The organism is Streptomyces scabichelini, assembly GCF_011045015.1.
Lineage (GTDB): Bacteria > Actinomycetota > Actinomycetes > Streptomycetales > Streptomycetaceae > Streptomyces > Streptomyces scabichelini.
Map to the genome: position 1 here is coordinate 53,046 of NZ_JAAKZY010000007.1, position 23,585 is coordinate 76,630.

Genomic DNA, 23,585 nt, shown 5'->3' on the forward strand with positions numbered 1-23,585 from the left:
GACGCTCCGCCGCCGACAATCCGGGCGACGGCGGAAGGAGCGACTCGTGGGACGTGCACGGCTGTTCGCGCTGTTTTCCCTGCTCACCCTGACCGGGTTCATCACGACGCTCGACAACACGGTCATCAATGTGGCCCTGCCGACCGTGCAACGCGAACTGGGGCTGAGCGTCACGGACTTGGAGTGGGTGGCCAGCAGTTATGTGCTCAGTTTCGGCGCGCTGCTGCTGCCCGGCGGGCGGCTGACCGATCTGTTCGGGCGCCGGCCCGTGCTGACGGTCGGGGTCGTGGTCTTCACGGCGGCGTCGGCGGCGGCCGCCCTCGCGGACAGCGGTGGCACGCTGATCGCGGCTCGTACGGTGCAGGGGGTCGGGGCCGCGCTGGTCATCCCGGCGTCCCTTGCGGTGGTCGCCGCCGATCTGCCCGCGCGGTGGCGGTCGCTGGCCGTCGGCCTGTGGACGGCGGCGCTCGCCGTGGCGCTGGCGCTCGGACCCGTGGTCGGCGGCTTCGTCACGCAGCAGTGGAGCTGGGGCTGGGTGTTCGCGCTGAACGTGCCCTTCGGACTGATCGCTCTGCTGCTGATGCCGGCGGTGCCCGCCAAGCCGAAGGGGTCCGCTTCCCGCCGCGGCGGGCTCGATCTGCCGGGTGTGCTGTTCTCCGTCCTCGCGCTCTATCTGCTGACATACGGTCTTGTGCGGGGCGGAGAACACGGGTTCGGCGCCGCGCCCGTGCCACTGTGCCTGGGCGTTTCGGCGGTCGCCGCCTGTGTGTTCCTCGTCGTGGAGACCCGGGCCGCCCGGCCGCTCGTCGAACTCGGGCTGCTGCGTGACCGGTTCCTCACCGGCGGGGTCGTCGCGCAGGTGCTGTGGGGCATCGGCGTCAACGGCGTCTTCTTCTTCACGGCCCTCTACCTTCAACAGGTGCTCGGCTTCTCACCGACCAGAGCGGGGCTGGCCTTTCTGCCGCTGGCGGGGGCGCTGCTGCTCTGCACGCCGCTGGCCGAGCGGGCGGCTCGTGTGCTGGGTGCCCATGTGTCGATCGCGGTGGGGCTCGGCGTGGTGGCGGCCGGTCTGCTGTACGTCTCGGGGACGGGCGCGCACGCCGGCTACTGGGACCTGCAGCCGGGGCTGCTGATGATCGGCGCGGGCTCGGCGCTCACCACTCCCCTGACGGTGCGCTGCCTCGCCCAGGTCCCGGACGCCCGGACGGGCATGGCGACCGGTCTTGTGAGCGCGGCGCGCGAGGTCTCGGGAGTGTTCGGGGTGGTGCTGGTGGGTGTCGTCCTCACCCGGCGTGAGCGCTCGGAGCTGCGGGCCGGTGCCGATCCGCGCAGTGCCTTTCTCGACGGGTACGACATCGGGCTGCGGCTCGCGGCGTGCTGTGTGCTGGCGGGCGCGTTCGTGACGCTGGTGACGCTGCGCCGCCGGGGGCGCCATCGGCGGGTACGGCAGCGTCGGATGTGGCCGCCTCGGACAGGGCCGCGTCGGGTGGCGGCGCGGAGCACAACTCCCCTTGTGCGGAACTCCTCTTGTCATGAGGTGACAAGCCCGGCCCCCATCCCTGTCAGTCGCCGATGACCCTCGGCAGAATCTCTGCGGATATCGTCACCGTGCCCCACTTCCCGTGCGCAGGAGGAGCCGCTGCGTGAACGGATTCCGCACCTTGGAGAGCTCGGCGAGCAAGGCCGCGAACGCCACGGCGACAATGGACGCCGTGGCGACGGACGAGGAACCGGACGGCCCGTTCAAGGCGTTCCCCTCCGGTCTGCACCACGACCTCAGACCCTTCTTCGCCGACATCACGGAAGAGGTCGTGCAGGCGATCAGAACCGAGATCCCGGAGTACGCGCGTCCGACGGACGACACGTACATGCATGTCGTGCACCAGGGCGTGGAGCACGCCTTGCAGGGGTTCCTGGAGCGGATGGCGAAGCCGGACACCGACTGGGAACCGGTGAAGGCGACGTACCAGCGCATCGGGCGCGGCGAGGCGGACGAGGGGCGCAGCCTGGACTCCTTCCAGTCGGCGTTGCGCCTCGGCGCCCGGGTGACCTGGCGCCGGATCAACGCGCTGGTCGACGCCGATCTGCTGCCGCGCAATGTGCTGGCCGCGTTCGGAGAGGCGATGTTCCTGCACCTGGACGAGATGGCTGCCGCGACGACCGCGGGCTACACGGAGGCGCGGCTGCACGCGGCCGGTGAGCTCCAGCAGCGGCGTACGCGGCTGATCGATCTGCTGACCGTGGACCCGCCCGCATCCGCCGAGGCCATCAGCGAGCTCGCGCACGCCGCGCAGTGGCCGGTGCCCCGGACCCTGGCCGTGGTCGTCATCGACCACGGGGCGCAGGGGACGGCGGCGCGGCCGATCCTGCCGCCGGGGTTCCTCGCGCGGTTCGACGTGCGGCCGGCCGTGCTGGTCGTGCCCGATCCGGAGGGTCCGGGGCAGTCGCGTGCCGTCGCCGGGGCGCTGCGCGGGCTGCGGGCCGCCATGGGGCTGACGGTGGGGCTTCAGGAGGGGGCGAGGTCGCTGCGCTGGGCGGCCGAGGCGCTGGATCTGGCCCGGCAGGGTGTCCTGCCGGACACGGAACTGGTCTGCTGCCAGGACCACTTGGCGACTCTTCTGCTGTTCCGCGACGAGGCCCTGGTGAAGGCGATGGCCGACCGTCACCTGCGCCCGCTGGAGGCCGTCCGCCCGCCCCAGCGCGATCGCCTCGCCGAGACGCTCCTCAGCTGGCTCCAGTGCGGCCACAACGCCAGCGAGGTCGCCCACCGGCTCGCCGTCCACCCTCAGACGGTCCGCTACCGCATGCGCCAGCTCGACGAACTCTTCGGCGACCGGCTCCACGACGCCGCGGTCCAGTTCGAGATGCAGCTGGCCTTACGGGCTCTCAACCTCCGCCGCTCGGCACGCCGTTCAGCTTCGGCGGTCGGTCTGGAACGTGCGGCGGTAGGCCTGCGGTGACACGCCGATCGCCGTGTGCAGGTGCTGCCGCAGCGACGTGCCCGTCGCGAAGCCGACCTCGCCCGCGATCTGGTCCACCGTCAGATCGCTGGCTTCGAGCAACTGGCGTGCCCGGGCGACGCGTTGCTGGATGAGCCAGCGGCCGGGGCTCATGCCGACCTCGTCGTTGAAGCGGCGGGCGAAGGTGCGCAGGCTCATGCGGGCGTGGGCGGCGAGATCGGCCAGGGTCAGCGGCTCGCCCAGGTGTTCCAGGGCCCACTGTCGCGTGGCCGCCGTGCCCGCCGTCGAGGGCTCCGGCACGGGCTGCTCGATGTACTGCGCCTGACCGCCGTCCCGCCACGGCGGCACCACGCAGCAGCGCGCCACCCGGTTGGCCAGCTCGCTGCCGTGGTCCTTGCGGACGAGGTGCAGGCAGATGTCGACGCCGGAGGCGGCTCCCGCCGAGGTCAGGATCGAGCCCTCGTCGACGAACAGCACGTCCGGGTCAAGATCGACGTCCGGGAACAGCTTCCTGAACAGTCCGGCGAGCTGCCAGTGCGTCGTGGCCCGCCGCCCGTCGAGCAGCCCGGCCGCCGCCAGGACGAAGGCGCCCGTGCAGATGGAGACGATCCGGGCGCCGGGCGGGGTCTGCCGGAGCGCGGCGGCCACCGGCTCGGGCACTTCGGCGCTGATGTGCGACAGCTCGTAGGGCGGGATCACCACGGTGTCGGCCGTACGCAGCGCCTCCGGGCCGTGCTCCACGGTGATGGAGAAGTCCGCGTTGGTGCGCACCGGCCGACCGTCGGCGGTGCAGGTGACCACCTCGTACCGCCCCTCGGCCGAGCCGAAGACCCGTGTGGGGATGCCGAGTTCGAAGGAGTAGACGCCGTCGAGCGCCAGCACCACGACCCGTTCCACGTGCCCGTCGTACTCCCCGTATCCACAGCGCGTCTGCCCCATGGCACGATCCTATCGAACAATGGCAATCATGCCATTTTCCTGACGTCCGAATCCCGGCAAGCTGGCTTCATGAGCAGTGAGAACACGATGCGTGCCATCAGTCAGGACGTCCTCGGTGGTCCCGAGGTCCTCAAGGAGATCGAGCTGGAGCGCCCGGACCCGCGGCCGAACGAGGTGCTGGTCCGCGTGCGCGCCGCCGGCGTCAACCCGACCGACTGGAAGCACCGTGCCACCGGCGGCTTCCTGGGCGAGCCGCCCTTCGTCCTCGGCTGGGACGTCTCCGGCGTGGTCGAGGCGGCGGGGATCGGCGTCGCCCATTTCAGGCCCGGGGACGAGGTCTTCGGGATGCTGTCCTACCCGTTCGGCCACGGCTCGCACGCCGAGTACGTCACCGCCCCGGCCCGCGCCTTCACGCACAAGCCGTCCGGGATCGACCACACGGAGGCGGGCGCGCTGCCGCTTGTGTCTCTGACCGCGTGGCAGGCCCTGGTCGAGACGGCGGATCTGCGGCCGGGGCAACGGGTGCTGATTCACGCGGCGGGCGGCGGGGTCGGGCATGTGGCCGTTCAGATCGCCAAGGCGCGGGGCGCCCACGTGATCGGCACCGCGAGCGCGGGCAAGCACGACTTTCTGCGCGGCCTTGGCGCGGATGAGCTGATCGACTACCGGGAGACCGATTTCGCCGAGGCCGTCCGTGACGTCGACGTCGTCCTGGACGCGATCGGCGGCGAGTACTCCTTCCGCTCGCTGCGGGTGCTGCGCGAGGGCGGGCTGCTGGTCTCGATCCTGCCGTTGGGGTCGCCGGACCTGTTCAAGGAGGCCGAGGGGCTCGGGGTGCGGGCCGTCAGGATGCTGGTCGACGCCGACCGCAGCGGTATGCGGGCGATCGCCGGCCTCGTCGATTCGGGCAAGCTGCGCGCCACGATCGCCGAGACCTTCCCGTTGGCCGATGCGGCGAAGGCGCATGCGCTGGGCGAGAGCGGGCGGACCATGGGGAAGATCGTTCTTCGGGTGAGCTGAAGGTGAGCTGAAGGGGTCCGCGGGGAACTGCGGTTCGTAAGCTGCGGGCCGTCCGTGGCTGAGCGCGCAGTTCCCCGCGCCCCTTACGGGGCGAACGTGAGCACGGGCTTGATCGTCTTGCCCGCGCTCATGTCCTGTACCGCCTGGCCGATGTCGTCGAACGCGTACTTGGTGATCAGTCTGTCCAGCGGCAAGCGGCCCTCGCGGACGAGCTTGACCAGGGCCGGGATCGCGGTCTGGGTGTCGTGGTCGCCGAGGGTCAGGCCCACGACGCGCTTGCCGCCGAGCATTCCGTTGACGTCCAGGGCGACCTCGGAGCCGAACGGCGGTGCGCCGACGATGACCGCCGTGCCGCGCGCGGCGAGTGCGTCCACGCCCATGCGCAGGACGGCGACGTTGCCGGTGGTCTCCACGACGCCGTCGGCGCCGGCGCCGTCCGTGATCAGCCGGATGGCCTCGAGGGTGTCTCCGTCACCGGCGTTCACGGTGTGCGTGGCACCCAACTCGCGGGCCAGTTCCAGCCGTTCGGCCACCTTGTCGACGGCGATCACCGTGGTCGCGGGCGTCATCGCCGCGGCCATCACCGCCGACAGACCGACCGCGCCGGCGCCGAGGATCACCAGCGTGTCCCCCGTCCGGGGCTCCAGTACGTTCCACACGGCGCCCACGCCGGTCTGCACCCCGCAGCCCAGCGGCGCGATGGACTCCAGCGGTATGTCCCGGTCGACCTTGATCAGGCTCCGCTGGTCCACCAGCGCCCGCTCGGCGAACGAGGACTGGCCGAAGAAGTGACCGCCGAGCGGTTCACCGTCGCGGCTGATGGGGCTGGTGCCGTCGGGCCTGCGCCCGCCGATCAGGTTCAGCGGCAGCCAGGCGGCGCAGTAGGCAGGGTGGCCGTCGCGGCAGTTCTTGCAGCTGCCGCAGGAGGTGAAGGACAGGACGACGTGGTCGCCGGGCTCGATCCCGGTGACGTCCGAGCCGACGGCCTCGACTACGCCCGCGCCCTCGTGCCCGAGGACTCCGGGCAGCGGGAACGGCAGACCGCCGCTCGCCACACCGAGGTCGGTGTGGCACAGCCCGGCGGCGACCATCCGGACGAGCGCCTCGCCTGGACGCGGTTCGTCGAGCTCGACGGCGGACAGCGTGAACGGCGCTCCCCCGGACTCGACCACGGCTGCACGAGTGGTGGACATGATGCGAACTCCTCTGGAGGTGCGCTCAGTCGAGCGAGATGACGACGGACTTGACCTTGGTGTAACCGGCGAGCGCCTCGGGCCCGTACTCACGGCCGAAGCCGGAGTCCTTCACCCCGCCGAACGGAACGGCGGGGTCGAGCATCGCCCAGTCGTTGACCCACACGATCCCGGCCTGGAGGCGGTCGGCGACCCGGTGCGCGCGGGCGAGGCTGGTGGTCTGGATGCCCGAAGCCAGCCCGTACGGCGTGGAGTTGGCCATCTCGACGGCCTCGTCCTCGGAGTCGAAGGGCTGCACGGTGAGGACCGGTCCGAAGACCTCCTCCTGGACGACGCGGGAGTCGTTGCTCAGATCCGCGATGACCGTGGGCTTGTAGTAGAAGCCGCCGTTCAGGTCGAGGCGTTCGCCGCCGCAGACGACGCGGCCGCCCTCCTTGCGGGCCAGTTCGACGTACTCCTCGACCTTCTTCAGGTGCCTCTCCCCCGCCATCGGTCCGACGACGGTCTCGGGCTGCCGGGGGTCGCCGACCGGGACGCCGGGCACGGCGTCGGCGAGGATGCCGACCACGGTGTCGTACAGCGGGCGGGCGACCAGCAGGCGCGGGCCGCCCATGCAGAACTGACCCGTGTTGAAGACGAAGCCCTTGATGACGGCGCCGATGGCCTTCTCGACGTCGGCGTCGTCGAAGACGATGTGGGCCGCGTTGCCGCCGAGCTCCATCGTGACCGGCTTGAGGGCCTCGCCGGCGACGCTCGCCGCGTGCCGGCCGACCGCGGTCGACCCGGTGAAGGCCACCTTGTCGATGCCGGGGTTGCGCAGCAGCGCCTCACCGGCGACCGGTCCTGTGCCGGTGACGACGTTGTAGACGCCGTCCGGGACGCCGGCCTTCTTGAGCAGGCCGGCCATGTAGAGGGCGCTGAGCGGGGTCTCGTCGGCGGGCTTGTGCACCACCGTATTGCCGGCCGCGAGCGCCGGGGCGATCTTCGAACCGGCCAGGATCAGCGGGAAGTTGAAGGGCGTGATCGCGGCGACCACGCCGAGCGGACCGCGCCGGGTGTAGGCGTGGGCGTTGAGCGGGGTGTCACGGGTCGCGCCGTCCAGGGTCCAGGCGAGGGAGCCGTAGTACTCGTAGTCGTTGGCCGCGTTCGTCACGTCGACGGCGTGGCACAGCGAGATCGGCTTGCCGACGTCGAGGCTCTCCAGGGCCGCGATCTCGTCGGCGTTCTCCCGGATCAGCTCGGCGACCCGGTGCAGCACGCGGCCGCGTTCACGGCCGCTCAAGCCGGCCCAGCCGCTGTTGTCGAAGGCGTCGCGCGCGGCCCGTACGGCGGCGTCGACATCGGCGGCACCCGCCTCCGCGACCGTGGTGACCACCTGACCCGTGGACGGGTCGATCACGTCCGTACGCGCCCCGTCCGCGGCCTCGCGCCACTGCCCACCGATGAACAGCCGCCCGGGCTCGCTCTCGAAGGTGGTCGTCATTGCCCACTCCCCAGCCTTGATCGCTAAGATTTCAACCAACAGGATTCCTGTTGGTTCGCAGTCTCATTACAGACAGGTTTCCTGTCAATGCCTTACGCTGACGTTCATGGTCGCCACCAAGACGTCCCCGTCACTCCTGTACATGGTCAAGCAGGTGGAACTCGTCGTCCGCTCCCATCTCGACGAACTGCTGAGACCGACGGGGATCACGGCGCTTCAGTACACCTCGCTCACCGTCCTGGAGCGGCACGACGGTCTGTCCGCGGCGCAGCTCGCGCGCGACTCGTTCGTCACCGCGCAGTCCGTGGCCGACGTGGTCCGGGCCCTGGAGAACCGAGGTCTTGTACGCCGCGAGCGCAACCCTCGCAATCGCCGGGAACTGCTGATTCTCCTCACCGAGTCTGGCCGCGATCTGCTCGCGCGGCACGCCGAACCCGTGAGGGAACTCGAGGAGCGCATGGTCCGGGATCTCACCGCGCACCAGACCGAGCAGTTCCGGCTGGCACTGTCGAAGGCGTGGCAGGCGCTGTCGTAGCGGCGCGGCGGTAGCCGTGCGCCCGCACCCTTCAGTCCGTACCCGTTCAGTCCGTACCCGTTCAGCCTGCAACCATTGAGTTCGTAACCATTGAGCCTGTAACCATTGAGTGCCGAACCCCGCAAATCCAAGACATATGTCAAGCGAACATGCTGGAATTCACCCCATCGCGGGTAACTTTCAGAGTGGGGAACGGTGAGGTGATGTCGTCGTGCACAACGAACCCGCGCCCCTCACTCCGCATCTGCGTGTCCACCGGGACCGCGAGCCCACCGTGCTGGAGCTTCACGGCGAGATCGACATCGTCGCGGCCCTGGAGATCTTCCCCTTCCTGGACGCGGCGACAGGGCGCACCGGCGCACAGGTCGTGCTCGATCTGCGGCACATCGAGTTCTTCGACGGCTCGGGCCTGCGCCTGCTGTACCGGGCCCGGCGCCGGGTCCTCGCCCAGGGCGGGCAGCTGCACCTGGTCTGCACCCACCCGCAGACCCTGCGCATCCTCCAGGTGACCGGGCTCGACGGACTCCTGCCTCCGCTGCCGACTCTGGACGAGGCACTGGGGCAGTCCGAGACCACCTCCGGCTCCGTATGACTTCTCTCTGTCCTGCCCCGGGGGCTGCTTCCTGTCCTGCCCCGGGGGCTACTTCTCGATCTTGGTGACCTGACCGGCGCCGACGGTCCGCCCGCCCTCGCGGATGGCGAACTTCAGCCCTTCCTCCATCGCGACGGGCTGGATCAGCTGGACATGCATGGTGGTGTTGTCACCCGGCATGACCATCTCGGTGCCCTGGGGCAGGGTCACCACACCCGTCACATCCGTCGTACGGAAGTAGAACTGCGGACGGTAGTTGTTGAAGAACGGCGTGTGCCGGCCGCCCTCGTCCTTGGACAGGATGTACGACCGCGCCTCGAACTCGGTGTGCGGGGTCACCGAGCCCGGCTTGATGATGACCTGGCCGCGCTCCACGTCCTCACGCTTCACCCCGCGCAGCAGCAGGCCGCAGTTCTCACCGGCCCGGCCCTCGTCGAGCAGCTTGCGGAACATCTCGATGCCGGTGACCGTGGTGGTGGTCTTCTCCGGCTTGATGCCGATGATGTCGACGGTCTCGTTGACCTTCAGCACGCCGCGCTCGATACGGCCGGTGACGACCGTACCGCGACCGGTGATGGTGAAGACGTCCTCGACCGGCATCAGGAAGGGCTGGTCGACATCGCGTACGGGCTCGGGTACGAACTCGTCGACGGCCGCGAGGAGTTCGATGACCGACTGGCCCCACCGCTCGTCGCCCTCGAGGGCCTTGAGCGCGGAGACCCGGACGACCGGGACGTCGTCGCCGGGGAACTCGTACTCGGTGAGCAGCTCGCGCACCTCCAGTTCGACGAGCTCCAGGATCTCCTCGTCGTCCACCATGTCGGCCTTGTTCAGCGCGACGACGATGTACGGGACGCCGACCTGCCGCGCGAGCAGGACGTGCTCCTTGGTCTGCGGCATCGGGCCGTCGGTCGCGGCGACCACGAGGATCGCCCCGTCCATCTGCGCCGCGCCCGTGATCATGTTCTTGATGTAGTCGGCGTGCCCCGGACAGTCGACGTGCGCGTAGTGCCGGTGCTCCGTCTGGTACTCGACATGCGCGATCGAGATCGTGATGCCGCGCTGCCGTTCCTCGGGCGCCTTGTCGATCTGCTCGAACGGCGTGTACGGGTTCAGGTCGGGGAACCTGTCGTGCAGCACCTTCGTCATGGCTGCCGTGAGGGTCGTCTTACCGTGGTCGATATGACCGATGGTCCCGACGTTCACATGCGGTTTGGTCCGCTCGAACTTCGCCTTGGACACTGCAAGCCCTCCTGATCACCTGGGTGACGCCGAGCGCGCTTCGCTTGGTCCTGCCTCCGCGTTCTTTTGGTGTTGTCTTCAGAATTCTCTTCGGAACTGTTGTTGTCCATTCGGTATGCCCTGTCCAGGGCCGGGAAATTCGGTTGCGGCCACCCGCCGCGGGCGCGCCATGATGACCACGCCCCACACCCCGATATTCAGGAGACCGGAATGCGCCGATTTCCTCGAAACCCATCGCCCCCACCGGACGACAGTTCTCGAGGATTCGACCACGCATGAACATCCAGAACACCCCGCACACGGCGCACATCCCGCACACCCTGAACATCGGCATCCTGGCGCACGCCGACGCCGGTAAGACCAGCCTCACCGAGCGGCTGCTATCGCGGAGGTCGAGTGCGCCCTGGAGGTCCTCGACGGCGCGGTGCTGCTGTCCGCCGTGGAGGGCGTGCAGGCCCAGACGCGGATGCTGATGAAGACCCTGCGGCGGCTGCGCCTGCCCACGCTCGTCAGGGCCGCTCACCAGGTCACGGGCAGCCGCAGCGGGCTGCGCGTCATCTGGCCCTCCCGCCAGCTGATCGTCTCCGGTGTGAACGCGGCGGTCAGCTGGGGGAAGCGGGCGGCGAGGTGGTGGAGGGCGAGTTCGAGTTCGAGGCGGGCGAGCCAGGCGCCCAGGCAGTGGTGGGGTCCGGCGCCGAAGGCCACGCTGGGGGTCGGGAGCGGGGCGGTGAGGTCGGGCGGACCCGGCGGGTAGACGTGGGGGTCGCGGTTGGCGACGTTCGTCTGGAGGGCGACCACGCTGCCGGCCGGGATCGTCACGCCGCCGATCTCCGCGTCCTCGACGGCCCGCCGGATCAGGCCGGGCAGGACGCGTCCCTCGGTGAGCGGGATGGTGCGCAGGAGCTGTTCGGCCGCGGTGGCCGCCGCCTCCTCGTCCTTCGCGAGGCCGGGCCAGGCGGCGCGGCCGTCGGTGAGGAGGTAGACGACCGCGTTGCCGAGCGCGGTCATGGTGGTCTCGTGCCCCGCCACGACCAACCCGCAGACCATACGCACCAGTTGCCGGTCGTCAACGCCCGGACTGGCGTCCGCGGCCGCCACCAGCTCGCTGACCAGGTCCTCCCCCGGCGCGGCCCGCCGCTCGGCGATCAGCCGCGCCGAGAACTCGCCGAATTCCCGCAGCGCGCGCTCGACTTCCTCGGCGGTGTGCGCGCCGCCGGAGAGCGCGTGGTCGGCCCAGTGGCGCAGTCGCTCGCTGTCCAGATGCTCGAGACCCATGAGGCGGCAGATCACCGACACCGGCAGCGGCCGGGTGAACCCCTCGATGATGTCGGCGGGCCGGTGCTGCTCGGCGAACCGGTCGAGCAGTGTCTCCACCGCGCCGGTCACCCAGGGCCGCCAGCGCGCGATCGCCCGCGGGGTGAACGCCCGCTGCACGGTGCGGCGCAGCCGCTGGTGGGCCGGGCCGTCCTGGTTGAGCATCCCGTCGGGACTGTCGAGCAGGTTCGGCACGGCAAAAAGACGTGGCGGATCGTCGCCGTACAGCGAACTGCGGTTGAAGCGGGCGTCCATGAGCACGTGGCGTACGTCCGCGTGCCGGCTGATCAGCCAGACGGGTGTGCCGGTGGCGAGTGTGCCGCGGCGGGGCGGCCCGGGCTCGGGAAGAGGTAAGTCGTGCATGGGGACGAGGGGCCGGGAGGTGCTGTGTGGGGTCATTCGGTTCTCCTGGCACGCCGGGGGGACACCTTCCACGCTAGTGCGCCCTCAATGCCCCCGTCGCGGCGTCATTCGGCCAACGGTTCGGCCTGTCAAGGGATTTGGAGGGTATTCAACAAACGGGAAGGAGGACGGTCGATATGACGACGTCCCTGAAACGCCTGCCCGGATGGGCGAAAATCCTGACCGCGATGCTCCTGATACTGGTGGTGTTCTTCACCGGACTGCGGCTGAGTCTGCTGCCCGGGCTCGGCGACGTGTTCCGCGAGGACACCCACGACCGGTCGGGGCCCACACTCCTCAAGTCCATCCAGGACATCAGCCGTTACGACGCCGCCTCGGGCAATTTCCAGGTGGTGGTGGATCTGGAGAAGGACGCCCGGTTCCTGCCCGACGCGCTCCGCGGCACCCGCACCCTGTACGTGGGCGCCGGCACCGTGGACGCCTTTGTGGATCTCGGAAAGATCGGCGAGAAGGACGTGAAGGTCGACGAGGACCGCACGTCCGCCACGCTCAGGCTCCCGCACGCCGCGCTGGGCAAGCCCGCGCTCGACCCCGACCATTCGTACGCCGTGTCCAAGCAGCGCGGCCTTCTCGACCGGCTCGGCGACATCTTCTCGGACAACCCGAACGACGAACGGGCCGTCCAGCGGCTCGCGGCCCGGCACATCGGCGACGCGGCGAAGGACAGCCAACTCACCGCCCGCGCCGAGGAGAACACCACCGGCATGCTCAAAGGACTGCTGGGCTCACTGGGATTCAAGGAGGTGAACGTGACGTACGGGGCGTGAGCCCCGTGCCCCTGGCCCTCAGCCGGTGAGGATGCCGGGCAGGGCAAGCCCGCCGAGGAGCGCAGCGCCCATCAGCAGCCAGGCCACGTAGTCGCCGATGTGCCCGGACTGCAGGCGGCGCAGCGGTCCGCTCCAGGTCTCGCCGGGCAGGCCCTTGCCGCGGGTGACGGCGAGCCCGGCGAGAGCCACGGCCAGGAGGGTCGAGGCGAGGCCGAGGAGCACTCCGGCCGGAGTCCAGTGGGGTGAGGTGAACGCTCCGGCGGAGCCGGCCTCGTTCACGGCGTGGTCCACGACGGTGGCGAAGCCCGGCACCACGCCGACGGCGAGCGAGGCGGCGAGCAGCACCGCCGGGACGGTCGTCATGGTGTCCGGTACGCGCCTGAGCCGCCGCCGGGTCTCGGGCCGCTCACCGGCGCCGGTCGTCTCGTACGAGGCGTGTTCCTCGGGTTTCGGGCCGAGCCCGAGGAACACCCGCGCGGCGACCCGCAGCACGGCGGCCGCGGTCACCGTCGACACGGCCACGAAGACCACCGTCAGCGCCGGTCCCGCCGCCTCCTCGGTCAGCGATTTGCCCAGCGCGGTGCCGAACGGCGGCAGCCCGGCCAGGCCCAGCGCCCCGACGAGGAACAGCACCGCGACCCCGCGCAGCTCCCGGGCGCGCCCGTGCAGCGCGTGCTCGTCGACGCTGCCGTACCGGTCGAGGACGATTCCCGTGGCGGCGAAGAGGGCGGCCTTCACTCCGGCGTGGCCGAGGATGTAGAGCGCGACTCCGCCGTCCGACGCCGGGGTGAGTACGCCGATGCCGGTGAGGAAGAGCCCTATGTGGGCGACCGTCGAGTACGCCAGCAGGCGTTTGACGTGCCGCTGGTACCAGCACATCACCGCGCCGACCACCCCCGTCAGCACACCCAGCACCAGCAGCACACGCTGAAGGTCCGCCGCCGGGATGCCGCCCGGGCCGGCGAAGACGTCTCCGTACACGCGCCACACCCCGAACACGCCGAGCTCGACCATCACGCCGGACAGCAGCATGCACACCGGTGTCGGCGCGACCGCGTGCGCGTCCGGCAGCCAGAAGTGGAAGGGCACGGCCGCGGCCTTGACGAGGAGCCCGGTCAGGACGAGGACGAAGGCCGCGAGGACCAGCGCGTCGGGCGGGCCCTGTGCGTCGAGCCGCCGCCCGATCTGCGCCATGGCGAGCTCGCCGGTACGCGCGTACAGCAGCCCGATGCCCATCAACATGGCATATGCGCCAAGGGAGTTGATCACCCCGAAGGTCAGCGCGCCCTGCACGGCCCGGGCCTCCTCCACCCGGTGGCCTGTCAGGGCGTACGCCACGACGCTCATCAGCTCGAAGAAGACGAAGGCGTTGAACAGGTCCCCCGCGACCGCGAAGCCGCACATGCCGCCCTGGAAGAGCAGCATGAGCGCCGGGAAGGAGCCGGCGTGGCGGCGCGGCGGTTCGTCGAAGTAGTGCCAGGAGTACACCAGTGCCGCCAGGGTCAGCAGGGAGGCGAGCGCGGCCATGCCGAGCCCCGGCCCGTCCCCGACGAGCATGATGCCGACGCTCTCGCCGTCGCGGGGCACCCAGTCGCCGGCCCATTCCACTATGGGCGGCGAGGACTGCAGGGCGAGGTAGATCGCGAGGCCCGCCGTGGCCGCCGATGCGGCACAGCCCACCGACTCGGCCACGGCGCGCGGCAGTCGGCGGCCGCCCGCGACGAGGAGCGCGGCGCCGAGCAGCGGTACGGCGACGAGCAGCGGCAGCAGATGGTTCGGGTGGTTCATCAGCCGCGCAGCTCGGAGAGTTCGTCCGGGTCGAGCGTGCCGTGGCGCTTGGCGATCTGCAGCACGAGGGCGAGCAGCAGGGCGGTGACGGTGGCGCCCACGACCACGTCGGTAAGGGCCAGGGACTGCACGACCGGGTCCACCACGGGCCGCGAGCCGGGCTCGATGTCGGAGTAGACGGGGGCGGTGGCGTCGTCGCGGTAGCCGACGGCGAGCAGCAGGACGTACGTGGCCGCCTGGCAGACCGACAGGCAGCCGACGGCGTGGATCAGGTTGCGGCTGGTGGCGAGGCCGTAGCAGCCGACGAGGAAGATCCACGCGGCGACCAGGTACGGCAGGACGGACATCACGATCGGCTCACTCCCCTTTTTCATCGAGCCCCTCGGCCTCGTCGGGCCCTTCGATCTCGACGGCCTGGTCCAGGAAGCGGGCGAGCAGGACGACCACCGCACAGGCGACCTCCATGCCGATGGCCGCGTTCAGCAACGGGACGGCGCCGCCGGAGGACAGCGTGTTGAACGTGCCGTACGGGAGCAGCGTGTTGGCGAGGAACGCCGTGCCGGCCAGTACCCCCGCGATGCCGAGGACCAGGTACGCGGAGGCCCCGAGCGCGTCGCCGACCTCGTACAGGCCGACGGGCCGGATCCGTTCCAGGGCGCGGTAGTCGGCGCCGAGGTACAGCAGGTGCAGAGCGGTCGCGGCGACCACGCCGCCCTGAAAGCCGCCGCCGGGGCTGAGCTGTCCGTGGGCGATGACGTACAGGCCGGTGAGGAGGGCCACCGGGAGCGTGATGAGCGCGTATCGGCGTACGGGAAGGGCGACCTGGGCGGGCGCCGGGCGGGCGCGGTGTTCCTCGCGGGTCTGGCGCAGCAGCACGACGGTGCCCAGGACCGCCGAGAAGAGGATGGTCATCTCGCCCATCGTGTCGAAGGCGCGCTGGTCGAAGATGACGGACGACACCGTGTTGGCGGTGCGCCGGGCCAGCGACTCGCGCACCGCACGGTCCCCGTAGGGGTGTTGGTCGCCGCCGAAGCCGGGCAGTTCCAGACAGGCGGCGACGAGGAGCACCGCGAGTCCCGCGCCGCCGACGGCGAGGATCCACAGCCGTACGCGCCTGGTCATTCCGTACGCCCCTTCCGCTGCCGTCGGCGCCGCACCTTGCGTACCGAGAGCAGCAGCAACAGCGGGGTCAGGGCCGATCCGACGGCGAGCTGGGACAGGGCCACGTCTGGGGCATGGAGCACCGTGAACAGCAGGGCCAGCGCGCTGCCGAGGACGGCGAGGACCAGGGCCTGGTGCACGGGATCGCGGGCCGTGACGGCGGCGGTCGCCGTGGCGGCGACCAGCAGCAGGGCGACGACGATCACCGCGTCATCCATGGCGGTCCTCACCCTTGGGCATGCCATGGGCCAGCGCCCGGGAGGCGACGAGGGCGCCGCCGATCAGCAGTGCTCCGGTCACCAGGAGTTTCACCATGGCCCGCCCCGGCCCGGTGGCCACGCACACCGCCAGCACGACCGCCGCGCCGAAGCCCGCCGCCACCCAGGTGAGGGCCCGGGCGCGTGGCGGATCCTCGTCGAGGTCCTCGGCGAGCAGGCGGGCGAAGACGAGAGTGCCGACGGGGCCCAGGAGGGCGAGGACCAGGGCGACATCGACGTACGAGGGCCTGCCGTAGCCCTGGGCGAGCAGGAGCAGACCGGGGCAGAACAGAGTGGTGGACAGGTTCTGCGCCACGACCCGGCGCCGCAGCGGGCCTGTGGCCACGCCCCACACCGCCGCCCCGCCGCCCGCGGCGAGAGCGGCCGTCGCCGTGGCGGTCCAGCCGTTCATCCCGCGCTCACCGCCCGCCGCGCGGCACGCGCCGCGACGGCCCCGACGAGTGCGGCGGCCGCACCCACCACCCATTCGAGGGTGTCCACGGCGGTGATGAACATCAGCCAGAGAACGGCCAAGGCGGCCCACCACACGAGGACTTCGGACGCCGCGCGGAGAAGGTTCGTACGTCGCGTCATCCGCACCGCCTCCGAACCTCTGACCCTTTTCGACCTACATGTCCGACACGTCATCCAAACACCGCCGGAAGGCCGTCCGGCGGCGGCGCGCGACACGTTTCTGCCCGGAGTGCCCCGGTGACACGGAGGAAAACCGGGGCAGGTCACGGGCCCGTGACGGCATCGACGACCGTTTCGGGGGTAACTGTCTTTGTTGAAGCGTCAGTTGAACGCTGGAGGCTTGGATGGCCCGCGCTCCGAAGTCACGCTCCGGTACCTCGAAGCCGCGATCCGGCGCCTCGAAGCCACGCTCCCGTACGGCAAAACCGGGCCGTCGGCCGACGCCGGCACCGGCACCAGCACCGAGTGGCCGGCGGCCCCTTCCCTTTCTCGTGCGCCTGCTGGTGCTGGTGGTCGCCGTCGCGGCCATGGTGGCGTTCGCCGTCGCGCTGGCCCGGCTCACGCTGCAGCCGTCTCCGGCCTCCGAGGCTCTGACGCACAGCAATCTGCGCCCGGGACGGTCCCTGCGGGCCTACCTGGACCAGCCCGAACTCCGCGACGCGGTCAGGCAGATCGGCGGCAATCTCGTCCTCGGCGTCCCCTTCGGGGTCCTGCTTCCAGTGGTACTCCCCGGGGCCCGCGGAATTCTGCGCGTGATCGCGCTGACCGCGACGGTGATGCTGCTGGTCGAGCTGGTGCAGGGGGCTCTGGTCACCGGGCGCGCCTTCGACATCGACGACGTGCTGCTCAACATCACCGGGGCGATGGCCGGTTACCTCATCCTGGGCAGGCGAATGGGCCGGGCCGTGCATCCACGCAAGCGCAAGGGCCCGGCTTGAACCGCGGGGGGCCCGCCGGTCGCTGCCCCGCGCCCCTACCGGCCCGCAGGGTCATCACCGCTCTTCCAGCGGAGCGCTCAGTGGCGCGTCCACGTGTGCTTGTCGCCGCCGACCCAGCGGACGACTTCCGGGTCGTCGGCGTCGTGCACCGGGATGCCGTACGCCGCGGCCGCCATCAGGACGTCGGTGATGGACTTGGCTTCGCCGATGACGTCACCGTCGATCTCCACGATGCGGAAGGGCGGATCCCCGGGCTGAACGCCCAGCACGATGATCCGCGGGTGCGAGATGTGGGGGCTTGCGATTTCGGTCATGATCCCACCGGTTCCACACACATGCCGCCGGTAAGCCTGCCGAGGCGGCGATGTCAGTCGTCGTGGCACTCGGCTGCGCCGATGTGGCCAGCGTCCGAACGAGGGTCGCACTTCATGGTGGCACAGGCAGGCCACGGTGGCCGCTGTGCGTACCGGTCCGGGTCGCGCGACTCTGGAGGCATGGACCCGGCCGAGGCCCTGGACCGGATCGCCTTCCTGCTGGAACGGTCCCAGGCCCCCACCTATCGCGTACGGGCCTTCCGCACGGCGGCGGGCGTGCTCGCGGCGCTGCCCGCCGAAGAGGTGGTCCGGCGGGCGGCCACCGGATCGCTGGAGTCACTGAAGGGCGTCGGGCCGAAGACCGCGCAGGTGGTGCGGGAGGCGCTGGCCGGGCAGGTACCGGGCTATCTGGAGCGGCTGGAGGGCGAGGCTCCGGATCCGCTCGCCCAGGGCGGTGAGCGGTTGCGGGCGCTGCTGCGCGGCGACTGCCATCTGCATTCGGACTGGTCGGACGGCGGGAGTCCGATCCAGGAGATGGGGCGGACGGCGGCCCGGCTCAGGCACGAGTGGGCGGTGCTCACCGATCACTCGCCGCATCTCACGATCGCACGCGGCCTGTCCCCGGAGCGGCTGCGGGACCAGCTCGCTGTGGTGGCGGAACTCAACGCGCAGTGGGCTCCTTTCCGGCTGCTCACCGGCATCGAGTGCGACATCCTCGAGGACGGTTCGCTGGACCAGGAGCCGGAGTTGCTGGACGGGCTCGACATCGTGGTCGTGTCGGTGCACTCGAAGCTGCGTATGCCCGCGGCGGCGATGACCCGCCGCATGGTCGCGGCCGTACGCAATCCGCTGTCCGACGTGCTCGGGCACTGCACCGGCCGGCTCGTCGGCGGGCGCGGGCGGCCGGAGTCGGAGTTCGACGCGGACGCGGTCTTCTCAGCGTGTGCCGAGTCGGGGACGGCGGTTGAGATCAACTGCCGTCCCGAACGGCTCGATCCGCCGAGGCGACTGCTGCGCCGAGCCGTCGACGCGGGCGTGCTGTTCTCCGTGGACACCGACGCCCACGCACCCGGCCAGCTCGACTGGCAGGGGTACGGGTGCACGCGGGCCGAGGAGTGCGGGGTGCCCGCCGAGCGCGTGATCACGACCTGGTCGGCGGAGGAGCTGTTGACCTGGGCCCGGCACAGGGAGATGCCGGCCACCCGCTGAGGTGACGGGGCCTGGCCTGCCCGGACCGGCGCACATGCCGTCTGCCCGTGTGACGGAAGCGTGCCGGGATGCATGAGTGTCCCGTTTCTCCGTTACTCGCCCGGCATGATCCGTGTGACCGAGGCCGAGGACCGGGTGCGGGACGAGATACGGACCGGGGTCGATGCCACGCGGCGCGCCTGGCGTGGTCCCGGCAGGGAGCGCGACCTCGTCGTGCAGTCCCTCAAGGCCGCCGCGGCGGCGCTGCTCGCATGGATCGTGGCGGATGAGTGGCTGGGCGACCCGATGGCGCTGATGGCGCCCTGGGTGGCCGTCGTCCTGGTGCAGGCCACGGTCTACAGCTCGCTGCGGCAGGCCACACAGCAGTTCGCGGCGATCTGCGTCGGCACGCTGCTTGCGTCGGCGGCGCAGGTCCTCACGGGCAACACGCTGGCCGCCCTCGCCCTGTCCGTACCGGTGCTGATGCTGCTCGCCAACTGGCCACGCTTCGGCGACCAGGGCATCTACGCCACGACCACCGCCCTGTTCACGCTCGCCTCGGACACCGTGACGACCTCCGCGATCAGCCATCGCCTCGCCCAGGCCGCCCTCGGGGCCGCCATCGGGGTCGCCGTCAACGCCCTGGTCCTGCCGCCGGTCCACCTGCGTGACGTACGCGAGAACCTGGCGGCGCTCGCCCGGGAGACGGGAGACGTGCTGGCCGACCTCGCCGACGACCTGCGGCAGGGCGACTGGGACGCGTCGACCACCGCGAACCGGTCGCGCGCGTCGGCCCGTCTGGTGCGCCGGCTCGACGATCTGCGGGCGGCCAGGAGGTGGAGCCAGGAGAGCCTGCGGCTCACCGCGGACTGGCTGAGGGCGTTCCACCGGGTGCCGCTGGATGTGCCGACGGCGGACGAGGACGAGCGGTGGAGCAGGATCACCGGGCATGTCGCCGCACTGATCCGGGCGCTGGCGGTCGCGGCCGACAGCGAGCGGACCGCCGACCCGCCGGACGGCACGGCGCTGCACAGCTACGCCCGGCTGCTCGCCCTGCTCGGGGAGTCGTGCCACCGCGAGAGCCGGAGGCTGCGGGGTTCGTACGGTCTCGCGGACGACGAGGCGTACGCGCACGGCATGGACCACCGTGCGGAGGCGACGATGCTGGACCTGCACGAGGCGCTGCAGACGAGCCTGCGCGACCACGCCGGTCTGGACGCCTCCCGCACGGCCGTCCTGGGGACCCTGCTGCTGCAGGCCGAGAACATCTGGGCCGAGACCGAGCAGTCGAGGCCGACGTACTAGCCGTGCCACACATCCGTGACGCATGTCCGTGACACATATCACGGTTGACCTGCACGGACCTGGGAACACCCGTCAGTAGTTTCCCGTTGAATGAGTCGTGGGACCCCGACCGTGATTCCCCCGTCCGGTCGGGGTCTCTTCTATGTCTACGCGCTGTATGTCTGCTCGCTGTATGTCTGCTCGGCCACCCTTGACTTCGAGCGCGCTCCAATCCGTAGCGTGCACAGCATGACCACTGCACAGCACAAGATCGGTTCGGGATTCGGCTATCGGAGCACCGCGGACGAGGTGCTTGCCGGCATCGACCTTTCGGGGCGGCTCGCGATCGTCACCGGCGGCTACTCGGGGCTCGGCCTGGAGACGACCCGCGCCCTCGCCAAGGGGGGCGCCCGCGTCGTCGTCCCGGCGCGACGGCGCGCGGCCGCCGAGGAGGCGGTCGCCGGCATCGACGGCGTGGAGGTGGACGAACTCGACCTCGGCGACCTGGAGAGCGTCCGCGCGTTCGCCGAGCGCTTCCTCGCCTCGGGCCGCACCATCGACATCCTGATCAACAACGCCGGGATCATGGCCTGCCCGGAGACCCGCGTCGGCCCCGGCTGGGAGGCCCAGTTCGCGACCAACCACCTGGGCCACTTCGCGCTCGTCAACCGGCTGTGGCCGGCGCTCGCACCCGGCGGCGCCCGCGTCGTCTCCGTCTCCTCGGGCGGCCATCACCGCTCGGACATCCGCTGGGACGACCCGCACTGGCGGCACGGCTACGACAAATGGGAGGCGTACGGGCAGGCGAAGACCGCCAACGTCCTGTTCGCCGTGCACCTCGACGCCCTCGGCAAGGACTCCGGCGTACGGGCGTTCTCGCTGCACCCAGGCGGCATCCTCACTCCCCTCCAGCGTCACCTCGCCAAGGAGGAGATGGTCGAGCGCGGCTGGATCGACGAGAACGGTACCGTCCTGCACCCCGAGGCCTTCAAGACCCCCGAGCAGGGTGCGGCCACCCAGGTCTGGGCGGCGACCTCCCCGCAACTGTCCGGCATGGGCGGCGTGTACTGCGAGGACTGCGACATCGCCGAGCCCGCCCCGGCCGACGGCGAGATGACCGGCGTACGCGACTACGCGATCGACCCGGCGTCCGCGGCCCGCCTGTGGACCCTCTCCGCGAAGCTCACAGGGGTCGACGCCTTCGCCTAGCCCCCCGGTAGCCCCGGGTCGGCCCAGGCCGCGAAGCCCACACGGCAACGTCCGCCTGCGTCACAGGCTCACGTGTCGAGTTCGTCCAGGGCGGCTGTCAGTTCCGGAGAGACGACTTCGCGCCGCCAGGACACATCCTCGGCACCCATGGCCCGGGGGACCGCCTCGATGAGCATGATCAGGTAGAGGTAGCTGCGGTAGAGGGCGAGACGTCGGCGGGCCGCCGGGGTGAACGCGGCGTTTCCGCCCGCCTCTTGATAGCCGGCCAGGAAGGCCTCGTCCTGCCTGATGTCGCCGAGCAGCGCCAGCGAGACGAAGTCCGCGAGCGGATCACCCCAGAACATGCGCTCGCCGTCGATCAGTCCGCCGATCCCGGGCCTGCCGGTGCCCTCCGGGCGCTCGACCAGGATGTTCCCCGGCCAGAGATCGAAGTGCACGAGGCACGGTGTCGCGACGTCGTCCAGGGCGTCGTACGCGGACTTGGCCATCCGGGCGACCTCCTCCACCGGGAGAGGCAGCCACGCGCGGTAGCGGCGGGCATCGTCCAGGACGGCGTCGTACATCCCGGTGAAGGCCGTACGCCAGTCGGCGGCCAACGGGCCGAGGGCACCGGAGGGATACCCGAAGCCGGGCCCGGTCACGCGGTGCAGACGGGCCACCTGGCGCCCCAACTCCCTGCGGAGATCAGCCTGTTCACCCTCCGTGAAGGAGGAGCCCCACGGATCGCCCGGACAGGCCGTCATCAGGAGATGGGCGCCGGTGGGCGCAGACGCGTCGAGACAGACGGCCAGGACACGGGGCGCGGGCACGTCGACCGTGGCGGCCGCGCGGTAGAACTCCGCCTCGGATGCGAGAAGTTCACGCTCGTGACTCATGCCGGGGTCGCTGGGCGGGGGCGGGATCTTCAGTACGTAACGGCTGCCGTCGTCGAGGAGAAGTTCCTCGACGACGTTGTACGTTCCGCCGTCCAACGACCGGCAGCGAGCAAGACGTTCGGCCGGCAACCCGGCCGCCTCAAGGATCCGCCGGGCCCGCTCCTCCGACACCTGCACCCACCCCTGTCGTTGTCCGCTGTCCGGTTCCGTACAGCGTACGGGTCGGGTGCGCCCCGTCAGGGGCGCGGGGAACTGCGCGACAAGCCACAGACAACCCGCACTCGCCCGCAAACCCCACTCACCACCCCCGTAGGCGCCCCGGCCCCAAGCGGAGCGCATACGCTCGGGCCCATGGAACAGAGCGAGATCATCCTGCGCGCCATCGGCGTCCTGACCGAGACCCAGGAAATGGTGCGCCGGCTCAACGAGGAGGCGGACGTCGACGCGGACGTCGGCGACGCCCAGCTCGGCAGGCTGGTCTCGGAGGTGTTCCCGCCGGTCGAGGTGCCGGCCGACGCGAGTCCCGCCGAGGCGGGCCAGGTCGTCATCGACGCGCTGATGCCCGCCGCGATCTCGTTGGTGGGCGCCTTCGCGTTCCTCTTCTCCGAACTCGCCGAGCTGCACGACACGGGCCGCTCCGACATCACGAGCACCGAACTCCTGCAGACGCTCGCGCTGCGCCTGTCGAACAGGGACGGCAGCGACCAGTAGCCGTGCCGTACGCCTTCGGCGCCCTCACGCCCGGCGCGAGGCCGCCGACCGTGGCTCCCCTCTGCCGGAGGGAGCCCCGAAGCGGGCAAGGCAGTGCCACACCTTCTTCAGGTCCTGGAGCTCGTAGCGGCCCGTGCGGGCGGCGTCGCCGATGATCCGCGGGTCGAGGCGGCCGTCCTCGGCGATCCGCGCGCCCAGCTCGACGTACCGCGGACCACGGAAGTCCGGGTGGCGCCGCAGCTCCTCGACGGAGAGCCGGTATCCGGGGTGCCACTCGACCGGGCACGGCAGCCGCCGGGCCGCGGCCTCGACGGGAGTGTCGCGATAGCAGGGGTCGAGGACCAGCGCTTCCATGTCCTCGTCCAGTACGACCCCTCCGTGCACCTGGGCCTCGATGTAGTCGTCGAGGGCGTCCCGGTCGTCCGCCTCGGCCAGGCGGATGAGGGGCATGCTGTCGGCGACGCCGAACGCCGTCGGGTCGACGGAGCTGTCGGGGTAGCAGAAGGTGGCGCGCCGCAGCGCGTCTCCGGTCAGCCGGAAGTGCGAGGAGCCGAACCTCGGTGCGGCGCCGACGACTTGGCGGCGGAAGTTCAGCGCGCCGTACACCGGGCGCTCGTGTGCGGGCGCGGTGTCGTACGCGCCGGCGAAGATCCGGCTCTCCCAGCGCCAGCGGTCGCCGCCGGGGTGCGCGGTCAGTCCGCCGTTGCTCGTGCCGGTGACGAACTGCGAGTGGTACGTGCCGTCCTCGGCCAGCGCCTCCAGGATCGGCTGCCCGCGCGCCAGGCGGTCCGGGTGGAGGTTCAGGGTCACCCGCAGGGCCGGGTCCACGGCGGGACCGCGCGACAGCGTCGCCACATGGCGCAGGGCTCGCGCCCGCGGTGAACGCGGGTTCCCGAAATCCATTCGATCTCCCTCGGT

At 70.9% G+C, this 23,585-nt stretch carries 25 protein-coding genes and 1 pseudogene; 12 read left to right on the forward strand and 14 right to left on the reverse strand.

The window, feature by feature from the left end:
• The first annotated feature begins 46 nt into the window (after window positions 1–46).
• Together G5C60_RS03850 and G5C60_RS03855 are read left to right on the forward strand one after the other, a co-directional pair.
• Window positions 47–1,576, forward strand: coding sequence for a DHA2 family efflux MFS transporter permease subunit (locus G5C60_RS03850; protein ID WP_165254739.1), 1,530 nt, complete (start codon window positions 47–49; stop codon window positions 1,574–1,576).
• A gap of 67 nt (window positions 1,577–1,643) precedes the next feature.
• Window positions 1,644–2,960, forward strand: coding sequence for a PucR family transcriptional regulator (locus G5C60_RS03855; RefSeq protein ID WP_338145679.1), 1,317 nt, complete (start codon window positions 1,644–1,646; stop codon window positions 2,958–2,960).
• On the opposite strand, the gene G5C60_RS03860 is transcribed toward G5C60_RS03855, so the two are convergent.
• Entirely contained in the window at window positions 2,913–3,899 is a 987-nt protein-coding gene (locus G5C60_RS03860; RefSeq protein ID WP_165254740.1) for a GlxA family transcriptional regulator, read from the reverse strand. The genes G5C60_RS03855 and G5C60_RS03860 overlap by 48 nt on opposite strands.
• A 69-nt stretch (window positions 3,900–3,968) precedes the next feature.
• Between G5C60_RS03860 and G5C60_RS03865 the strand changes: the two genes are divergently transcribed.
• The gene (locus tag G5C60_RS03865; protein ID WP_165254741.1) at window positions 3,969–4,919 is read left to right on the forward strand and encodes an NADP-dependent oxidoreductase; all 951 of its coding nucleotides are present in this window, start codon (window positions 3,969–3,971) and stop codon (window positions 4,917–4,919) included.
• Window positions 4,920–5,002: 83 nt separating this feature from the next.
• On the opposite strand, the gene G5C60_RS03870 is transcribed toward G5C60_RS03865, so the two are convergent.
• Window positions 5,003–6,115, reverse strand: a complete 1,113-nt coding sequence (locus tag G5C60_RS03870; protein ID WP_165254795.1) for an alcohol dehydrogenase catalytic domain-containing protein — start codon at window positions 6,113–6,115, stop codon at window positions 5,003–5,005.
• Window positions 6,116–6,137: 22 nt separating this feature from the next.
• Window positions 6,138–7,595, reverse strand: coding sequence for an aldehyde dehydrogenase family protein (locus G5C60_RS03875; protein ID WP_165254742.1), 1,458 nt, complete (start codon window positions 7,593–7,595; stop codon window positions 6,138–6,140).
• 106 nt (window positions 7,596–7,701) lie between these two features.
• On the opposite strand from G5C60_RS03875, the gene G5C60_RS03880 reads away from it, so the two are divergent.
• Together G5C60_RS03880 and G5C60_RS03885 are read left to right on the forward strand one after the other, a co-directional pair.
• Complete coding sequence (locus G5C60_RS03880; RefSeq protein WP_165254743.1) at window positions 7,702–8,130, forward strand: MarR family winged helix-turn-helix transcriptional regulator; 429 nt, start codon at window positions 7,702–7,704, stop codon at window positions 8,128–8,130.
• A gap of 211 nt (window positions 8,131–8,341) precedes the next feature.
• Window positions 8,342–8,722: an anti-sigma factor antagonist gene (locus tag G5C60_RS03885; protein WP_165254744.1), complete on the forward strand. Its 381-nt coding sequence runs from the start codon at window positions 8,342–8,344 to the stop codon at window positions 8,720–8,722.
• Window positions 8,723–8,770: 48 nt separating this feature from the next.
• Here the strand turns inward: G5C60_RS03885 and tuf are convergent, their stop codons facing one another.
• Window positions 8,771–9,964 (reverse strand): elongation factor Tu, encoded by a 1,194-nt coding sequence (gene tuf, locus G5C60_RS03890; protein WP_165254745.1) that lies wholly within the window; start codon window positions 9,962–9,964, stop codon window positions 8,771–8,773.
• 275 nt (window positions 9,965–10,239) lie between these two features.
• Here tuf and G5C60_RS51515 point away from each other — a divergent pair.
• A pseudogene (locus G5C60_RS51515) lies at window positions 10,240–10,472 on the forward strand (GTP-binding protein); the annotation flags it as partial.
• Between the two features lie 11 nt (window positions 10,473–10,483).
• Here the strand turns inward: G5C60_RS51515 and G5C60_RS03895 are convergent.
• Window positions 10,484–11,677 (reverse strand): cytochrome P450, encoded by a 1,194-nt coding sequence (locus G5C60_RS03895; RefSeq protein ID WP_165254746.1) that lies wholly within the window; start codon window positions 11,675–11,677, stop codon window positions 10,484–10,486.
• 140 nt (window positions 11,678–11,817) lie between these two features.
• Here G5C60_RS03895 and G5C60_RS03900 point away from each other — a divergent pair, with 140 nt between their 5' ends.
• Window positions 11,818–12,468 (forward strand): DUF4230 domain-containing protein, encoded by a 651-nt coding sequence (locus G5C60_RS03900; protein ID WP_165254747.1) that lies wholly within the window; start codon window positions 11,818–11,820, stop codon window positions 12,466–12,468.
• A gap of 18 nt (window positions 12,469–12,486) precedes the next feature.
• Here the strand turns inward: G5C60_RS03900 and G5C60_RS03905 are convergent, their stop codons facing one another.
• The 6 genes from G5C60_RS03905 to G5C60_RS03930 are packed head-to-tail and all read right to left on the reverse strand — an operon-like array spanning window position 12,487 to window position 16,268.
• Window positions 12,487–14,256, reverse strand: coding sequence for a complex I subunit 5 family protein (locus G5C60_RS03905; protein WP_165254748.1), 1,770 nt, complete (start codon window positions 14,254–14,256; stop codon window positions 12,487–12,489).
• On the reverse strand, window positions 14,256–14,603 hold the full coding sequence (locus G5C60_RS03910) for an NADH-quinone oxidoreductase subunit K (RefSeq protein WP_165254796.1): 348 nt from the start codon (window positions 14,601–14,603) through the stop codon (window positions 14,256–14,258). The genes G5C60_RS03905 and G5C60_RS03910 overlap by 1 nt, the downstream gene beginning before the upstream one ends.
• A 10-nt stretch (window positions 14,604–14,613) precedes the next feature.
• Window positions 14,614–15,378 carry a hydrogen gas-evolving membrane-bound hydrogenase subunit E gene (gene mbhE / locus G5C60_RS03915; protein WP_165254749.1) on the reverse strand — a complete coding sequence of 255 codons (765 nt, stop codon included), beginning with the start codon at window positions 15,376–15,378 and terminating at the stop codon, window positions 14,614–14,616.
• Complete coding sequence (locus G5C60_RS03920; RefSeq protein ID WP_165254750.1) at window positions 15,375–15,635, reverse strand: Na(+)/H(+) antiporter subunit B; 261 nt, start codon at window positions 15,633–15,635, stop codon at window positions 15,375–15,377. Before G5C60_RS03920 ends, mbhE begins: the two co-directional genes overlap by 4 nt.
• A complete protein-coding gene (locus G5C60_RS03925; RefSeq protein WP_165254751.1) occupies window positions 15,628–16,086 on the reverse strand; it encodes an MrpF/PhaF family protein in 459 nt (152 codons plus the stop codon). The genes G5C60_RS03920 and G5C60_RS03925 overlap by 8 nt, the downstream gene beginning before the upstream one ends.
• Window positions 16,083–16,268 (reverse strand): hypothetical protein, encoded by a 186-nt coding sequence (locus G5C60_RS03930; protein ID WP_165254752.1) that lies wholly within the window; start codon window positions 16,266–16,268, stop codon window positions 16,083–16,085. The genes G5C60_RS03925 and G5C60_RS03930 overlap by 4 nt, the downstream gene beginning before the upstream one ends.
• A gap of 224 nt (window positions 16,269–16,492) precedes the next feature.
• On the opposite strand from G5C60_RS03930, the gene G5C60_RS03935 reads away from it, so the two are divergent.
• Window positions 16,493–17,086, forward strand: coding sequence for a VanZ family protein (locus G5C60_RS03935; RefSeq protein ID WP_165254753.1), 594 nt, complete (start codon window positions 16,493–16,495; stop codon window positions 17,084–17,086).
• A gap of 77 nt (window positions 17,087–17,163) precedes the next feature.
• Here G5C60_RS03935 and G5C60_RS03940 read toward each other — a convergent pair whose 3' ends face one another.
• Window positions 17,164–17,400, reverse strand: coding sequence for a hypothetical protein (locus tag G5C60_RS03940; RefSeq protein WP_165254754.1), 237 nt, complete (start codon window positions 17,398–17,400; stop codon window positions 17,164–17,166).
• A gap of 180 nt (window positions 17,401–17,580) precedes the next feature.
• Between G5C60_RS03940 and G5C60_RS03945 the strand changes: the two genes are divergently transcribed.
• The 3 genes from G5C60_RS03945 to G5C60_RS03955 all read left to right on the forward strand — a co-directional run bounded on the left by G5C60_RS03945 (window position 17,581) and on the right by G5C60_RS03955 (window position 21,081).
• Window positions 17,581–18,609, forward strand: a complete 1,029-nt coding sequence (locus G5C60_RS03945; RefSeq protein WP_165254755.1) for a PHP domain-containing protein — start codon at window positions 17,581–17,583, stop codon at window positions 18,607–18,609.
• 105 nt (window positions 18,610–18,714) lie between these two features.
• Window positions 18,715–19,893 (forward strand): FUSC family protein, encoded by a 1,179-nt coding sequence (locus tag G5C60_RS03950; RefSeq protein WP_165254756.1) that lies wholly within the window; start codon window positions 18,715–18,717, stop codon window positions 19,891–19,893.
• 228 nt (window positions 19,894–20,121) lie between these two features.
• On the forward strand, window positions 20,122–21,081 hold the full coding sequence (locus G5C60_RS03955) for an SDR family NAD(P)-dependent oxidoreductase (protein WP_165254757.1): 960 nt from the start codon (window positions 20,122–20,124) through the stop codon (window positions 21,079–21,081).
• A 68-nt stretch (window positions 21,082–21,149) separates the two neighbouring features.
• Here the strand turns inward: G5C60_RS03955 and G5C60_RS03960 are convergent, their stop codons facing one another.
• Window positions 21,150–22,133: a phosphotransferase family protein gene (locus G5C60_RS03960; protein ID WP_338145680.1), complete on the reverse strand. Its 984-nt coding sequence runs from the start codon at window positions 22,131–22,133 to the stop codon at window positions 21,150–21,152.
• A gap of 174 nt (window positions 22,134–22,307) precedes the next feature.
• Between G5C60_RS03960 and G5C60_RS03965 the strand changes: the two genes are divergently transcribed.
• Window positions 22,308–22,667 carry a hypothetical protein gene (locus tag G5C60_RS03965; protein ID WP_165254759.1) on the forward strand — a complete coding sequence of 120 codons (360 nt, stop codon included), beginning with the start codon at window positions 22,308–22,310 and terminating at the stop codon, window positions 22,665–22,667.
• Between the two features lie 24 nt (window positions 22,668–22,691).
• On the opposite strand, the gene G5C60_RS03970 is transcribed toward G5C60_RS03965, so the two are convergent.
• Window positions 22,692–23,570 carry a DUF3626 domain-containing protein gene (locus tag G5C60_RS03970; RefSeq protein ID WP_165254760.1) on the reverse strand — a complete coding sequence of 293 codons (879 nt, stop codon included), beginning with the start codon at window positions 23,568–23,570 and terminating at the stop codon, window positions 22,692–22,694.
• Between the last annotated feature and the right edge of the window lie 15 nt (window positions 23,571–23,585).